At 52.8% G+C, this 14,863-nt stretch carries 11 protein-coding genes; 3 read left to right on the top strand and 8 right to left on the bottom strand.

Annotation, left to right across the window (positions count from 1 at the left end):
* Positions 1 to 49: 49 nt before the first annotated feature.
* Genes PsAD46_RS17680 through PsAD46_RS17670 form a run of 3 tightly spaced genes read right to left on the bottom strand, consistent with a single transcriptional unit; the run spans position 50 to position 3,241 of the window.
* Positions 50 to 775, bottom strand: coding sequence for a hypothetical protein (locus PsAD46_RS17680; protein ID WP_208981902.1), 726 nt, complete (start codon positions 773 to 775; stop codon positions 50 to 52).
* Between the two features lie 52 nt (positions 776 to 827).
* Positions 828 to 1,871, bottom strand: a complete 1,044-nt coding sequence (locus PsAD46_RS17675; protein ID WP_063290810.1) for a MaoC family dehydratase — start codon at positions 1,869 to 1,871, stop codon at positions 828 to 830.
* Positions 1,872 to 1,888: 17 nt separating this feature from the next.
* Positions 1,889 to 3,241, bottom strand: coding sequence for an acetyl-CoA hydrolase/transferase C-terminal domain-containing protein (locus PsAD46_RS17670; protein WP_063290898.1), 1,353 nt, complete (start codon positions 3,239 to 3,241; stop codon positions 1,889 to 1,891).
* Positions 3,242 to 3,364: 123 nt separating this feature from the next.
* On the opposite strand from PsAD46_RS17670, the gene PsAD46_RS17665 reads away from it, so the two are divergent.
* Positions 3,365 to 4,210 (top strand): CoA ester lyase, encoded by an 846-nt coding sequence (locus tag PsAD46_RS17665; RefSeq protein WP_208981901.1) that lies wholly within the window; start codon positions 3,365 to 3,367, stop codon positions 4,208 to 4,210.
* A 534-nt stretch (positions 4,211 to 4,744) separates the two neighbouring features.
* On the top strand, positions 4,745 to 5,761 hold the full coding sequence (locus PsAD46_RS17660) for a zinc-dependent alcohol dehydrogenase (RefSeq protein WP_063307507.1): 1,017 nt from the start codon (positions 4,745 to 4,747) through the stop codon (positions 5,759 to 5,761).
* A gap of 93 nt (positions 5,762 to 5,854) precedes the next feature.
* Here PsAD46_RS17660 and PsAD46_RS17655 read toward each other — a convergent pair whose 3' ends face one another.
* A complete protein-coding gene (locus PsAD46_RS17655) occupies positions 5,855 to 6,319 on the bottom strand; it encodes a MarR family transcriptional regulator (RefSeq protein WP_063290808.1) in 465 nt (154 codons plus the stop codon).
* Positions 6,320 to 6,482: 163 nt separating this feature from the next.
* On the opposite strand from PsAD46_RS17655, the gene PsAD46_RS17650 reads away from it, so the two are divergent.
* The gene (locus PsAD46_RS17650; RefSeq protein ID WP_084404455.1) at positions 6,483 to 7,322 is read left to right on the top strand and encodes an SDR family NAD(P)-dependent oxidoreductase; all 840 of its coding nucleotides are present in this window, start codon (positions 6,483 to 6,485) and stop codon (positions 7,320 to 7,322) included.
* Between the two features lie 170 nt (positions 7,323 to 7,492).
* Here the strand turns inward: PsAD46_RS17650 and wecB are convergent, their stop codons facing one another.
* Genes wecB through PsAD46_RS17630 form a run of 4 tightly spaced genes read right to left on the bottom strand, consistent with a single transcriptional unit; the run spans position 7,493 to position 14,856 of the window.
* Positions 7,493 to 8,638 (bottom strand): UDP-N-acetylglucosamine 2-epimerase (non-hydrolyzing), encoded by a 1,146-nt coding sequence (wecB, locus tag PsAD46_RS17645; protein ID WP_063307505.1) that lies wholly within the window; start codon positions 8,636 to 8,638, stop codon positions 7,493 to 7,495.
* Positions 8,639 to 8,661: 23 nt separating this feature from the next.
* Positions 8,662 to 9,747, bottom strand: a complete 1,086-nt coding sequence (locus PsAD46_RS17640; protein ID WP_208981900.1) for a DUF4434 domain-containing protein — start codon at positions 9,745 to 9,747, stop codon at positions 8,662 to 8,664.
* Positions 9,698 to 13,390 carry a tetratricopeptide repeat protein gene (locus PsAD46_RS17635; RefSeq protein ID WP_084404454.1) on the bottom strand — a complete coding sequence of 1,231 codons (3,693 nt, stop codon included), beginning with the start codon at positions 13,388 to 13,390 and terminating at the stop codon, positions 9,698 to 9,700. Before PsAD46_RS17635 ends, PsAD46_RS17640 begins: the two co-directional genes overlap by 50 nt.
* Entirely contained in the window at positions 13,387 to 14,856 is a 1,470-nt protein-coding gene (locus PsAD46_RS17630) for a glycosyltransferase (RefSeq protein ID WP_063307504.1), read from the bottom strand. The genes PsAD46_RS17635 and PsAD46_RS17630 overlap by 4 nt, the downstream gene beginning before the upstream one ends.
* Positions 14,857 to 14,863: the final 7 nt, after the last annotated feature.

The raw sequence follows: 14,863 nt of genomic DNA, 5'->3' as shown, positions 1-14,863 counted from the left end.
GTGTTTGATGAAAGTTTGAGCGATTGGGTGTTGTTGCTCGCACGAGAGCTCAACTTGATGAGAATGGTTTGACCCAGACTGTCAGGTTTCCGCAGCTTTCAAAGCCTGCCTGCATGGCACAGTGGAGCGTTTCATCGCGTGCATAGCCGACTACGGGTGTTGATGGTTGCCATGCTTGCAACAGGCTCGCCATTTGTCTGAAGTCTTGAGGGGACAGTGCACCAGCAAAGATGTTGGAGAGGCCGGTTGAGTTGTCAGAACTGTTTCCGATGAAGCTCTTGGTGTACTGTCCCGCCTTCCCAAAGCCCCAGAAGGTCATGCTCGGATTGGTGAGAAGAGCAGGTGGAAACATTCGCCGGTCTGTCAGGTTGCCGCTTGCCTTCCATTCTGTCTCCCAATGCTCCAATTGCTGAGCCGTTTTTACCTGCTCCCAGCCTGACGTGTCTTCTATGATCGTCTCAGTGAGGTGAAACCAGCAGGCATCGAATAGCTTATTGAAACCAGATTGCTCCAGTGGAAGGTCGGCAAGACTGTCTTTGACATAAAAATCAAATGTTGCAGTGCGCGTGAGGTCATTGATGAGTTCAGGTTTTGTTGCCGGGAGGCAGGTCACGATGCTGGAGTAAAACGGAAGGGGCGGCACAGTTGTGTGAAACAGCTCCTTGGAGCGCTCATAGGGAATGCCATGGGCTTCAAACATATGCTGATAAAGATCTGCATTGTTTTCAGCGGCTTCCAACTGCCATGCGGCTTTGCTCATGATAGCTGGTTTCACGTGTCATCCATCTTTTACACAAGAGAGGATCATAGGAGAATGTGGTGTGGGATCAATAGCCAGCGGCTGCGTATGGACCTCCGCCCTGACGGTAGACGAGCAGGGTGCGGGTGTAGGAGAGGGCCTCGGTGCCGGTTTGATCGTGGGCGACGGTTTTTATGGTCAAAATGCCTTGGTCTGGTCTGGAACGGCTTTCTCGCTTTGCCAGGACTTCGCTTTGCACTTTAAAGCGGTCATCTGCATAGAAATGACGAGACAGCTTTGTATCGGTCCAACCCAGATTGGCAACCACACGGCCAAAGGTGGTTGTGGTGGCGGCGGTGACCAACGAGAGGACGTGCAGTTCTGATGCTGGCAGACGGTCTCTGCCGTAGACCTCCCGCGCGAACTCATGATCACGGTAGAGTGGGTGCCATTGCATGGTCTGGACGGCGTGACGGAGCATGGAAGACGAATGGAGTGTGATGTCCGGGCTGTGCTCGAAGACCTGACCTGCTGCGAACCCCTCAAAGTAGATGCCTGTTGTTTCCTGTAGGGACCCATCCTCACGTTGATAATAGGCCAAAAACCAAGGGTTACTGCTAGAGTTGGGAAGGTTGCCCCAAACCGGATGCTTGCCTTTTTTGAAGATGCTGACGGTGTATGTGAGGTTGGCGACCTCAACACCTTTCTGATTGGTGCTGGAGGCTTTTACGGTGACGTTGCCGGTTTTATCTTCGCTCTCCTCCACTGCGATGATTTGGCTACAGCAGTAGAGCGTGTCGCCATCGAAGATAGGCGCAGTCATGGAGATGTTCTCAAACGCTGTGATGCGGTCTTTTCTGGCGAAGGTCTTCCAGCTCATGCCGAAGATCTTTTGCAGTGTCAGCGTGGAGACGACGAGAGGTTTCCTGAACTCCGTCTGCGCTGCGTAATGAGCATCATAATGCAGCATTGCAGCATTGAAGGTGTCCAACGCTTCCTCTGCATTTTCCTGCTGAGAAACCGTCATGCCGGGACGATGGTGAAAGATCTGGCCCACGGAGAATTCTTCGAAGTTGAGGCCGTAAATCTCCAGAAAGCGATTTTCCGAGAATTGAGCGTAGGCTGAATACATGATGGGCTCCTTTCAGCCTAGTAGATGGTCAGGTTTTTGGCTTCTTCGCGCAGCTCATCGCGAAATTGCGGGGCGGCGAGCTCAATGAGGGCGTGGGCGCGCTCTGAGGTGGACATGCCAAACAGGTTGGTGCAGCCGTACTCTGTGGCCACATAACTGACGTCATTGCGCGGGGTAGTGACGATGTTCTGCAGGCGTGGGACAATCTTGGAGATACTGCCGTTTTTCGCGGTGGAATGGGCTGCCAGCACGGCAATGCCTTCTTTGGAGCGGAATGCACCGCGGACGAAGTCCAGCTGCCCACCGCTGCCGGAAATCTGACGCCAGTTGATGGATTCTGAGGCCACTTGGCCGAACAGATCAATCTCCACGAAGGAGTTTACGGAGACCATCCGGTCATTTTGGGCGATGATGTGCGGATTGTTGACGTAGTGCGCTGGATGACAGGCCATGGTGGGGTTGTTGTCGAGATAGGCGTAGTAGTCGGGAATGGAGAACAGCGCGATGTTAAAAACGGTGTGCCCGACATTGAGCTGTTTATACCGGTTGGATACGTTACCGGCCTGTATCAACTCGAACAGCGTATCACCCAGCATTTCTGTGTGAATGCCAAGATCAGATTTTGTCTTCAGGCGTTTGCCCACTTCATTCGGGACACCGCCAATGCCGAGCTGAATGCAAGCGTGATCTGGCACAAGTTCAGCAACAAATTCTCCAATCTTATGGTCCTCAGGGCTTGTCGGTTTCTTCGGCAGGACCATGAGGTCGCTGTTGTGCTCAATAAGGGCTGAGACCTGAGAAATATGTACGAGCCCAGACCCAAAGGTGCGTGGCATATTTTGATTGACTTCAACGATAATCTGGCCAGCTTCAAACGCCAGGGGGATGGACATGCTGCCATCCACTCCAAAGCTGAAATAGCCGTGCTCGTCCATGGGAGAGACCTGAAACAAATGCACATTGGGCTTGCCATGACGGGAGAAAACACCTTGTGCATACAGGCTAAAATGCTCTGGAAGGTAATGCGGGATGATCAGATCCGGATGGGTCTGTCTTAACTCCTTGGCGTGATCAGCAAGTTGACGAAAACTTCCTCCTAAAAAGGGGCAGAGCAGCTTGATCTGTTTGAGGACATCGACATTTGAAAACTGATCGACAATCTCTTTGCGCGAGCGGAGCAGGTAAACATCTGGTGTGCTGCTGAAGTATCCGGCAGCAGCAGCCTCGCAAAAGGCTTGGGTAAGGCGAGGAGGGGTTCCGCAATAACACCCGAAGGTGATCAGCTTTGTATCTCTTGCAAGCGTTTTTATCGCCTCATCTGCGCTTATCAGTTTTTGTTGATACAGCTGATCAAAGTGGTCTGCAGGCATGCGGTTATGTCCGGGGTCCATCGTCAAAGAGATCAGCTTGATCCTATCCATTTTCAGGAAATTAATTGTTACTGATCTACATTCTGACTCAACGGCATCGATGGATTAAGTTGGAGTTCCGGTGTGAAGAGCCTGTTATTCTTACCTGCAGATAAAGCCCACCTTTTCCCGAAGGCGACAGCATCGGGAGCAGGGTGTGTGGTGCTTGACCTTGAAGACGGTGTTTCTGAAAAGCAAAAGCCAGCCGCTAGAGATCTGCTGCGCGGCCTTCAAGATGAGATCCGCGAGCATGAGGCCTGTGAAATCGGCATTCGCATCTCATCGATGAGCACGCCGGATGGACTGGAAGATGTGCTGTGCCTGCTGGACCTGGCGCACCTGCCAGACTGGATATTTCTGCCCAAATGTGAAAGCCCACGTGATCTGGAGCAACTGGATCATCTCCTTCACGCACATCCTGGCAAAGAGATGGTACGGATTTGCGCATTGCTGGAAACGCCAGCCGGACTGTCCAACGCAGAAGCGATTGCCTCAACCCATGCGCCGCTTCACGCATTGGCTTTTGGGTATGCAGACTATACGGCAGAAACAGGTGGTACTATGGGCTGGAACAGTCTTGTGTGGCCCCGTGGACAGTTGCTGAATGCAGCTGTGCAGAACCATCTTTGGGCCATTGATGGTGTGTTTCTGGACTTCAATGATCCTGAAGGACTTGAGGATGAAGCCCGCAATGCGCGAGATATGGGATATAACGGTAAGTTTGCTATTCATCCTTCTCAAGTCAGCGTTGTCAATTCGTGCTTTGAACCCAGTGATGAGGAAGTTCAGTGGGCCTTGAATGTGCTTGAAAAGCAAAAGGATACGGCAGGACAAGGCGCTTTTGTTGTTGATGGCAAGATGGTCGATGCACCTGTGATTTTGCGTGCAAGACGTTTGCTTGGCCTGAGTGATGGTGATGATCATCCATAGTATGAACTAGCTGTTAGATACTTAAGTATTCAAATGATACAATACTTATAATTGCTATATTTAGATCGAATAATAGTAAGTAATTCCATAATCTACCTTATGCATACATTTGATTTATACTTGGTATTGCTAGGTGGAGGCAAGTGTTTTGTGGTGTTGCATGGAGTAGGGGGAGAGTGGCTAGTCTCCGCTCGACTCATGACGATGAAATGATCTCAGGTGAAATCGCCTAAAAGCTACGTAGTTAGCCTAAGTTGATGAATTTGTTTCACTTTACGGAAATGTATGTCCTTGAATACACCTGATTGTCGTCCGCGGGTTTTGTATTAAAGAACAAGCCTTTTTAACTTTGAGTGACCGGCGAGAAACGTTGTTAACCGCGCTTGCATCCTTGAAATATCATCTCTTTTATACTTGGCTGGAGGTTTGTTAGGCTCGGGTTGAATGCTGGTGCTGCATACCTGCATTTGCAAAATTTAGCTTTCCCTGTATGCATCTGGGCCGCTGCGGCCCGAACAGGTCAAGGAGCCCGTCATGTCTATGATGAGAGCGGCCGTTGTGCGCGAGTTTGGTGCACCGTTGGACGTGTGTGAAGTTGAAAAGCCTACAGTAAATGATGACAGTGTTCTGGTGAAAATTGAGGCCACTGGCGTGTGCCACACCGACCTTCACGCTGTTGAAGGTGACTGGCCAGTCAAGCCGACACCAGCCTTTATTCCGGGCCATGAAGGTGTGGGCATTGTGGTTGAGAAAGGCCGGAATGTCACTTCGGTGAAAGAGGGGGATCGCGTTGGAATTCCCTGGCTGCACACCGCTTGCCGCTGCTGTCGTCACTGTGTTGATGGCTGGGAAACTTTATGTGAAAGCCAGCAAAACACGGGTTACAGCGTCAATGGCAGCTTTGCAGAATATGCTTTGGCAGACCCGAATTTCGTCGCTCATTTGCCGAAGGAACTTGAATTTGCACCAGCAGCACCAATACTTTGCGCGGGTGTAACCGTTTACAAGGGGCTGAAGGAAACGGAGACAAAACCGGGACAAACGGTTGTGATTTCCGGTATTGGCGGTTTGGGGCATCTGGCTGTTCAGTACGCCAAGGCCATGGGCTTGCATGTGATTGCGGTTGATATTGCAGAGGACAAACTGGAGCTTGCAAGATCACTTGGTGCGGATATGACGCTGAATGCATTCAAGTGCGATCCGGTGGCTGAAGTGCAAGCTGGCGGCGGTGTTGAAGGCGTGTTGGTCACAGCAGTGGCTGGCAAGAGCTTCCAGCAAGGTGTTGGCATGCTGGCTCGTGGCGGCACTATGAGCCTTGTTGGTTTGCCTCCTGAGGACTTTCCACTCAACATCTTTGATATGGTGCTCAACCGCAAAACATTACGTGGTTCCATTGTGGGCACGCGAAATGATCTGCGGGAGTCATTAGAGTTTGCTGGTGAAGGCCAGGTGGCGGCGCATTACACCACAGAGCCGCTCGACAACGTCAATGACATCTTCGATCGTATGCGTAACGGCAAAATTGATGGTCGTATTGTGATGGACTTTTAAAGCCTGAGAAGACGAATGAATGCCGCAGATGCCAAATCGGTTCTGCGGCATTTGCTTGTCTGTCCGTACCTGGTGAGGCCGTTAGCACCTCGCTCATAACAGGTCGGGATGCGCACCAAGCTTCTCCAGTAGGCGGGTCATCTGGGCGCATTCTTCTTCAGAATACACTTTGCTCAAAAGCGGATAGGCGACATTCGCCATGGCGCTGAGAGCGGTTGCGAGTTTGCTTTCACCTTCCTCTGTGATGTTGATCAGGATAACCCGTTTATCCTCTTGCGAGCGATGCCGCGTGACGAGGCCTTGCTTCTCCAGTCGGCCGATGATCTTTGTTGCGCCACCTTCGGTGAACATCAGAGCACTGGAAATATCACTCATCCGCACTTCGCCTCCTGATTGCTGGACGCGTCCAAGAAGCTCTTTTTCTGACAAGGTCAGATCACACGCCTCAGTCACGGCCGTTTGTAGCTTCTGTCGAAGGCGAGCGGCTTGCTGCAACAGCAGATGCGCTGTCTGAATGGTTGCCTTTTGTGATTCTGGGGCGAAATCAAACTGAGTCATCACGTATCCGAGGTGTTACAGATAATACTTGACTGGATTAGTAATCTAGTCAAGTATTATGGTCAATCAATCTTGACCGACTGTAAACAAGGATAAAAAAGTGTCCATAGACCTCACCCCATATAGACCCTCCAAAACCAGTGTTTTCCGCCTTTTACGGTGTATGTTTCGTCAGGGGGCGAGAACGCGTATGTGTCCTCCTGGACCACGACTTGACGGGAAAACTGCCCTGATAACAGGTGGATCAGCGGGTGTCGGCGAGTATGTTTCCCGCGGATTGATTGCACGAGGCGCTAAGGTTGTGTCTTTGTCCCGCGGCATCTCTCAGGGGAAGAGAGGGGGCTCAAACCTCCAGCAAGTTAAGTGTGATCTATCATGCTTGCAGTCTGTGGCGGATGCAGTTGGTAAGGTGGGGAACCAGAAAATTGATATATTGATCTGCAACTCGGGTGTTATATTGCATGATCACAAAATGGCCTCGGACGATATTGAAATGACCTTTGCAGTCAATGTCTTAGGTCATCATTTGCTGTATCGACTCCTGATGGAGCAAGGCAAGTTTGCGGAGGATGCACGTATTGTGATGACATCGGGAGACGCCTATATCATGGCCCAAACCTGTGATGTGAACCCGCTAAACTACTCAAGCAACAGGGTTTATGGTGGCAGCAAACTGGGTAATTTATGGCAGATGCGGGAGCTCACAAAACGCTATCCGGCTCTCAAGAGCTATGCTGTTCATCCCGGGGTTATTTTGAGCGGTTTTGGTGGGTTTGCTGAGCAAGGCGGGCTTAGAAGCTGGTTGGCCCAAAGACTGCTGATATCAGAAGAGCTCGGGGCGCAGGCTGCTCTTATTGCAGCTACGCAAGATGTTCCCAGCGGGACTTATTGGCACAACGTCTGGGGCCTTATGGATTTGCCTGATGGAGATGCCAGCATGGATCAGCAAAAATCAGCGGCTCTTTGGAACCAACTCGAACAGCTTACAGAAGCTTACTTTTGATTGCCTAAAGGCCGTGTGCCATGCCTGAGAGCTTCATCATGCCAATATCGCAGACATGGTGAGCGGACATTTTAGAGGCGCGAAGGACACAGATACCTACGCACAGGCCGTATATATAAAATACGCATAAGGTAGATTATGGAACTTAAATGATAAAGGTCAGAATGAAGCTAGTCTGCTGAGTTTATGTGGCTTTCTACGGCCGTTGCTATGCGCTGTGATGCATGGCCATCGCCGAACGGGTTTTGGCGGTCGATCTTTGTGTGTTTGCATTTCAAGATACGCGCGGCTTCATCCGTGATGGTTTGCTCGCATGTGCCGACGAGTTTTGCAAGACCGCTGGTTAATGCTTCTGGTCGCTCGGTGGTCTTGCGCAGGATCAGCAGCGGTGTTCCGAACTCCGGTGCTTCTTCCTGTATGCCGCCGCTGTCGGTCAGGATCAGGTCGGCGTCACGTTCCAGTGCGATGAGCGCTTCATAAGACAATGGCGTGACCAGATGGATGCGCGGTATATTTTTGAGCTCGTTCTCGATCATGTCTTTGACGACCGGATTTGGATGGACTGGCAAAATGACTTGCAGGTCCTCATGCGCTTCTGTGATGCGTTTTATGGCCTGGCAGATGCGGCGCATGGGATCGCCCCAATTTTCACGTCTATGTGTGGTCACCAGCACCAATCGCTTTTGCGGCCCCAGAACATCTTTCAGTTCGTCGAGCTCGCGTGCCGGTTTGATTTTCTGTGCCAGATGTCGAACGGCGTCGACCACCGTGTTTCCTGTGGTGAGGATTTTGTCGTTGCTCAGGCCTTCACGCAGCAAGTTGTCTTTGGCGATGGATGTTGGAGCAAACAGCCTATGGCATAACTGGTCTGCCAATCGTCGGTTGGCTTCTTCGGGAAATGGATCCCGCAGCTCACCACTGCGCAATCCGGCTTCCACGTGGCCGACTGGAATGGCGCTGTAAAAACTGGCCAGTGCGCCGACGAAGCCTGTTGTGGTGTCGCCGTGGACCAATGCGTATTTGGGATGATGCACGGCAATGTATGCGTTTATGCCTTTGAGCAGTTCGCCGGCCTGATCGGCCAGTCTGTGACTGGTGCTGGATACGTCGAGCCAGTTGATCTGGTGAATGTCGAAGGATTCAAGTGCGTTAGATGCGATTTCGCGGTGCTGGCCTGTCATCAGTACATGGGCGTGTAGACCTGGGCAGTTTGCGATTGCAGAGATGACCGGCGCCATTTTGATGGCTTCGGGACGAGTGCCGATGATGCACAGCACTTTGTCCGGGCCTCCTCCGATGATCTCTGGTTCTTTCATCTTATGCGCTACGGTCCTTGTGATTATTCGGCAGCTTCTGCATTCGCCAATGTGCTTGCGCCGCAGACATGAGCGTTCTGTGTAAGGAACTCTTTGATCTCGCGACTGTGTTTGTTGTCGAATTTCAGAATATGGCTGGACAATGAGAACAAGGCCAACGGCTGTGCGGGCGAAAATCTTGCGTTCTTCAGACGGCTTTTCATGGTGCCGAGCGTGGTTGGAATTGTGCTGAAATCTGCTGTTCTCGGGTCGATCTCGAAGATTTCCACTACCGGAATAACCGTATGATCTTGCGTGCTGAAGGCTGCGCTGATGGCGCGTTGCAGGTTGCGGCTGGAATAAGGTTCCATAAGCTTGGCCCCTAGCCCGTCCTGCAACAACAAAATGTCCATGGATGATTTCGCCATGAGCTTGTTCCATTGTGTGGCCAGTTTTCGTGGAATGGTCTTCAAATCGGTGTATCCAGAGATGGCAACAGGCCCCGGGAGGATGCGGTTCAAGATTGCGCGGGTTTGTTTTGTGTACCCGGTGACGAGCTTTCTGAGCTTGCTATCCAACAGCAGATTGCCGTCAATTTCATCTGGTATATACCAGCCTGCAAATACCTCAGTGGGATGTGCGGTATAGCTGATCTGGGCCTTTATCGCGGTGGCAAGTTTTTTGGTTTCCGCTAAGCGATTGTCCAGATAGGCCTGGCCATCTTTTTGCAGCTTCTCCATGAATGTTGGATCATACCGCAGGCCGAACCAGAGTTTGGCTCCGGCCTCATCTGCGCCCATGATTGCAGCTTCAAGCCAGAGTGGCAGCTTGATTTCATCCTGAAGATCGCTGCCCCACATGGTCCACTGCAGGATGACCTCTTCAATGCCAAGTCTTTGATGTGCAAGGAGTTCGCTGCGCCATAATCTGGGGTTAGGAAAATATTCATCACCCCACGGTTGGATGAAGCTCATGCGTATAGGAATACATTCCTTAGCGCTGGAATCCTGCCGCGCATAGGCTTTAAAGATCATCATGAATGTGATGAGAGCGAGGCAGAACACCCCAAGAACGAAGAGTTTAGAAGTTTGCTTGAAGCCCGAGAAGCACTCGGCTGGTCTCACTGTCATCTGTGTTTAATACTTCGTGTCCTACACGCCCGAACACTTCCAGCTGAAGCAGGTCACCATAGGCCTCGGTGTACCACCCTCTCCACTTCAAAGATGCTCCCAGCCCTGCTTCAATTGCCACAGCGCTGGTTTGGGAGTTCCAGTTTCCGCTCCCTATGGAATACGCAAAGGGCGACAAAATCAGGTTAGGATCGAGCCTAAAAGTGTAACCAAGTCGGCCATCTCCATAGAATAGAATGGTTTTTTCCTTTTCGAAGAAACGACCACCTTCCAGATACAGGCTGATGTAGGGTTCTTTGTCGATAGGCTCACCGGAGTAAAAATCGTAGAGCGGGAGGAAGTCGTTTCCGCGGGTGAAGGACCAAAGCACCCTCCCCAGCCAGTTGTCTTCTGTGATGCTGCCGCCTTTGAAGAACCGCTCCAGACCGATTTTCAGGTTTTGCGTCATGAAAGGCTTGAAGCGCAGGCCGACGATGGTCTGGTAAGTGTCAGGGTCCGGGCGGAAGCTGTAGCGTTGGTTGAGCCACTGGGCGCGGGCGATGATCTCAAACACGCGGCCATTCTGGTAGCCGATGACCGGAGGTCGCCATGCCACTTCCAGTGAGCCGAACGGGCTGCTGGATGGGATGCCAAGGATGGCGCCTGCAAACTCCTCCTCATCCTGCCGTGACGGGCTTGCGCCATCGAAGAACAGAAAGCTGATCGGGATTTCCAGAATGCGGAGCTGGCGCTGGAAGCGCTCCAGCTTGTCCTGTTCATAGATGTCGCGCTGGTGCTGGTGCAGCACATCAATCCGCTTGCGAAACAGTTCAGCGGCCTTCTTGTTTTCAAAGGCTGCCAGATAGGTATAGGCCAGATCTTCCTGCAGGTTCGCCTGATCTGGTTTTTCCTCCAGTGAGGTTTCAAAGCGGGTTACTGCCAGATCATTGTCGCCCTGAGCGCGGGCAAGGTATCCTCCCAAAGCGAGTGTTGCCGGGTTTTTAAGGTCGGCTGGTGGCAGGTTTTCGTATTCGGCCTCAGCTTCCTCTAGTTGATCCAGCTGGAACAGAACCTGAACCACGGAAAAGCGAATGTCCGGTGTTGAGGCGATGGACCGTGCCTTGCGCAGGTCCACCAGAGCGCTTGCCAGCGCTTCGGGTGATTGATTGCCCTGATGGAGCGTGAGCTGGGCCCGGGCGGCGTAATAGCCGGCCATTTGCTCTTGAGAGAGCTTGGAGACATCCAGTTTGGCAAGGAGGTGTGCTGCCTCATCATAGTCCATCTGGCGCAGGTTGAGGTAGAGCAGTGCCATACCAGCGCTCTGATCGTCATGTTCTTCAAAAGATTCCAGAAACCAGTCTTCCGCGACCTCATACTCTCCCAGCTCCTGATAGAGGAAGCCGAGCTGGCTTGCGGTGGCGAGGTTTGGGCTGAGTTCATACGCTTGCTGTAGTTCCTCTCTGGCTTTCTCTTTGTCTCCCAGTCGCAGATAGAGGCTGGCCAGCGTCAGGTGCTTGTCGGCATTCATGGGCTGAGCCTGAAGCTCCTGTTGCGCGCATGTCAGGGCCTCAAGATTGCGGTCAAGCACGCGGTAGGCCTCGCACCTGATCGCCAAGATTGCATCGGTGTTTTGGGTCTGGTCCAGCTGCTGCAGCAACATCAGAGCTCTTTTGGGGTGATTGAGCTCCAGTGCAAGATAAGCGGCTTCCAAACGGGTTTCCGCAGTTGGGGCCAGTCGCAGTGACTGGCGGTACATTTTCACGGCTTCCTGAAGCTGCCCTTCTGTTTTCAGAAGGCGCGCAAGTGAGAGGAAAGCCATGGCAAACATGTCTTTGCTTTCCTCTGACAGGTTTGCAGTGTTGGTGTAGCTGAAAACGTAGTTCAGCCACATGCGTGCCGTGATGCCTTCTGCGGTGCTTTCCTTGAGCATGAGATATGCTGGCAGAACCAGTGTCGGGTCCGGTTGCAGCTTCCAGTCCGCGATCAGATAGTCAAGCGTGCTGGTCCAGTCTTCATTGGTTGCAGAGACAGCTGCCAGATCAAACAGAAGACGTGCATAGGCTTTCTTGTCGGTTTCATTGAAGGCACCGTCAGCACGGGCTCTTTGGGCTCGTGCAAGAGCATCCTGAAGAACAGCGGAGGCGATGCGGTGATGGTTGGAGAGCAGGGCGACCTGCCCTCTTTTTGCTGTGATGCGCCAGTTGGGCATCAACGTTTCAGCTTCTTTGAGAACCTGATTGGCGAGATCCAGATCCCCTGCCCGCCGCGCCAGATCTGAAAGGGTTTGCAACAGCTCTACCCAGGCTTCCGGAGATTTCTGCTGGTCTGTGAACTGGGTGATGGCGCGCAGTTCCACCAGCGCGTTGATGGCTTGTGTTTCCCAGCCGTTGTTAAGAGCGAGCATGCTGAGTTGCAGGCCGTATTCCGGGCTGCGGGTAAGCTTGATCAGCAGTCGGCCTGCGGTGACCGCTCTGGTATCATCTCCTGCGCGAATGGCGATGTCTGCCAGTGCCAGATAATAGTTGGCGGCTTCTTCCGGACCGGAGGCTTTGGTGTCGAGGATCCTGCCATCCGCTGTCAGAAGCGCCATTTCTGCCTCGGCGCTGGAGCCTTTTTTCACCAGAGCGTAGGCCAGCTGAACGCGCGTGGACAGTCCCAGTTGATCAATGCGCCCGGGGTTGAGGAAGGTCAGTAACTCATCCAGATGACCAGAATTGAGCGCGCTGGCGGCCAGAGCTCTGGCGAATGTGCGTTGTTCCAAAGCGGAGGATTGGCGGCCCGTAAACAGTCCATTCATTTCACCACGCAGCAGCAAGCGGTAGGCTTCTTCGTCTTTGCCTTGCGCAAGAAAGAGGAAGGCTTCGTTCAAAATTGCTGTGCGCTGGGTTCTTGGTGCGTTGTCCAGCTTGGAAAGCTCGTCCCATTCGCTACGGGCTTCTTCCAGCTGATTGAAGTTGCGCAAAAGATCCGCTCTGATGAGCCTTTGTCTTGGGGTGGCAGCGCCTAGTTCTCGCAAAATGTTCAGTGCATGGAGAGCTTCCTTGGTTTTGCCAAGCTTGATGGCTGCTTCTGCTGCGCCTGCAAGGGCTTCTTCCCGGTTGCTCGGCAGCAATTTGCCAGTCTCTATCGCCAGCCGGAAATCATCAAAGGCTTCCGCATACTCGCCCGTGAGCATTTGCAGGTGGCCGAGCGAAAGATAGCCGCGGCTGAAGGCGGGAGCTTGAGATTGGAGGATCTCTAATTGATCAATTGCTGCGATCGGGCGGTTGAGGCCGATGAGCAGCTGGATTTTTTGCCAGCGGGCCACAAGATGATCAGGGTCTTGTTTCAGCAGCTCATCCAGTTCTTTCAGCGCATCTTCACTTCGCCCCTCTGCCAGCAGGCGGTAGGCAAGGTCCAGCAAGGGATAGGAGCGGTAACCGCGCCACGTGCTTTGCAGCAGGGATTGGCTGTCCTGACGGTCCTTCAGCAGGCTGATGTAGTACTCGTCTTTTTGCTGGAGAGTGTAAGGCACAGGGCTGACTCTCTGTGAAGGCGGCGCTGGATTTTGCGATTGTGTTGGGATGGATAAGCCAAGCGCAAACATGATGACCCACAGCAGATAGAATGCCGAGTTTCGGTTGGCATTCCCGCGTGTGTTGTGGGGCGTTTGGGGCCGGATCATGTTTGTGCTTCCTGCTCTACAGGAATTGCAAGCTCCAGACTTTCTTCCTCCGGATAGTCATGCGCGGTCTTGTCCCAACCGATGACTTCGCCAGTGCCCAGATGCCGGATCCATGTTTTGATGGCGCGCATCATGGCGATGTAGTTGATGATGATGGATACGAAGTAGCGCAGGGTCACAGGTGCCAATGCACGCAGACCATAATGGTAGCCTGTCCAGATATGGCGCTGGATAAGGCGGTGGGCGAGCAGGAGCACGTTGAACCAGATTACATACCAAAATGGGCTGTCTTCTGGCAGAAGTGGCGGCAAATGGTAGGCATCCGGTGCCAGATGCTCATAGAGGCGAAGGCCCCAGTAGAAGAAAAGCGAGATGTACCCGATGATGATGGCGTGGCTGAAGAACACCATCTTCCTGTCGCGCCAATAAAAGTATTTATCAGCGAGCCCTCCTTTCCACCCCAGCTGTGCCCAGCCCTGAAACGCGATGCCGATGGTCCAGCGGGTTTTCTGGCGTACGCTTTGCCAGAAGCCGGAGGGAAACAGCTCCTGCGTGACTGCAAAGTCTGTGTGATCGCTTTTCTTTGCCGGGTGGACCCAGAGCAGGCGGTGGGTGAGCCCCTTCCCTGTGAGCCGCATGGCGAGGTCGTAGTCTTCCGTCAAGGAGCTGATGTTGAAGATTTCCGGTATGCCGTTTTCATCTGTCCCAGAAATGGATTTGGCTGTCTCGATGGTTTTCTTGGAATAGCAGGTACCAACGCCAGCACCCGGAACTGTTCCGGTCAAGAAGCCTCTGACGAGAACTTCCTTGGAATGGAACTCGGCGAACTCGTCCATGTAGTGGCCTGCTGTCAGGTCCCGGCGTCTACGGGGTAACGAGAGCACAGGCAGTTGCACCACATCGGCAAGTTCCAGACTGGCGTTAAAGATGTGCAGGGCGTTGGAATTGAGGATGTCTTCGGCATCCTGCATGACGATGCCGGCGAAGGAGATGTTCTGCTCCTGTTCGAACCTCTCGATTTCGGCAAGGATGGTGTTGACGCAGTCAGCCTTACAAGTTGGGCCGGGATTGTTGGTGGTGACGACGCGCAGGTTGTCATGTTCGGCTGCCAGACGGTTTGCAGCCTTCTGTGTGGCTTCATCATTGGGGTAGACACCGATGAAGATCCAATAGGATGGATAGTCCAGCCTGCGCATGATGCCTGTGACGGCGGGATAGAGGATTGTGGCTTCATCCCACGCGGGCAACATGATGGCCAGCGGTCTGGGTGGGACGTGCCCTGTTTCTTCAAACAGGCGTTCTTCAGTTCTGCCCACTAATGGGCCGCGATACCAGGCGACAAAGGTGTAATAGAGGGTGTCAACGAACAGGTCATCTGCGCCAGATACAGCAAAAACGTATGAGGCGACGAGAAAGAGGCCCTGCGTAACAAGAAACAATAATACAAATGCATCTGTTACCAGCATACTCTGG

The sequence above is a fragment of the Pseudovibrio sp. Ad46 genome, from assembly GCF_001623065.1.
GTDB lineage: Bacteria > Pseudomonadota > Alphaproteobacteria > Rhizobiales > Stappiaceae > Pseudovibrio.
The sequence above is the reverse complement of the archived record's forward strand: the minus strand, read 5'-3'. Positions and strand labels throughout refer to the sequence as shown.

What these genes read in the sequence shown, in the direction of transcription:
- PsAD46_RS17675 (WP_063290810.1), bottom strand. Translation starts at nt 1,871, where the DNA reads ATGTATTCAGCCTACGCTCAATTCTCGGAAAATCGCTTTCTGGAGATT.
- PsAD46_RS17670 (WP_063290898.1), bottom strand. Translation starts at nt 3,241, where the DNA reads ATGCCTGCAGACCACTTTGATCAGCTGTATCAACAAAAACTGATAAGC.
- PsAD46_RS17660 (WP_063307507.1), top strand. Translation starts at nt 4,745, where the DNA reads ATGTCTATGATGAGAGCGGCCGTTGTGCGCGAGTTTGGTGCACCGTTG.
- PsAD46_RS17655 (WP_063290808.1), bottom strand. Translation starts at nt 6,319, where the DNA reads ATGACTCAGTTTGATTTCGCCCCAGAATCACAAAAGGCAACCATTCAG.
- PsAD46_RS17650 (WP_084404455.1), top strand. Translation starts at nt 6,483, where the DNA reads ATGTTTCGTCAGGGGGCGAGAACGCGTATGTGTCCTCCTGGACCACGA.
- wecB (WP_063307505.1), bottom strand. Translation starts at nt 8,638, where the DNA reads ATGAAAGAACCAGAGATCATCGGAGGAGGCCCGGACAAAGTGCTGTGC.
- PsAD46_RS17640 (WP_208981900.1), bottom strand. Translation starts at nt 9,747, where the DNA reads ATGACAGTGAGACCAGCCGAGTGCTTCTCGGGCTTCAAGCAAACTTCT.
- PsAD46_RS17635 (WP_084404454.1), bottom strand. Translation starts at nt 13,390, where the DNA reads ATGATCCGGCCCCAAACGCCCCACAACACACGCGGGAATGCCAACCGA.
- PsAD46_RS17630 (WP_063307504.1), bottom strand. Translation starts at nt 14,856, where the DNA reads ATGCTGGTAACAGATGCATTTGTATTATTGTTTCTTGTTACGCAGGGC.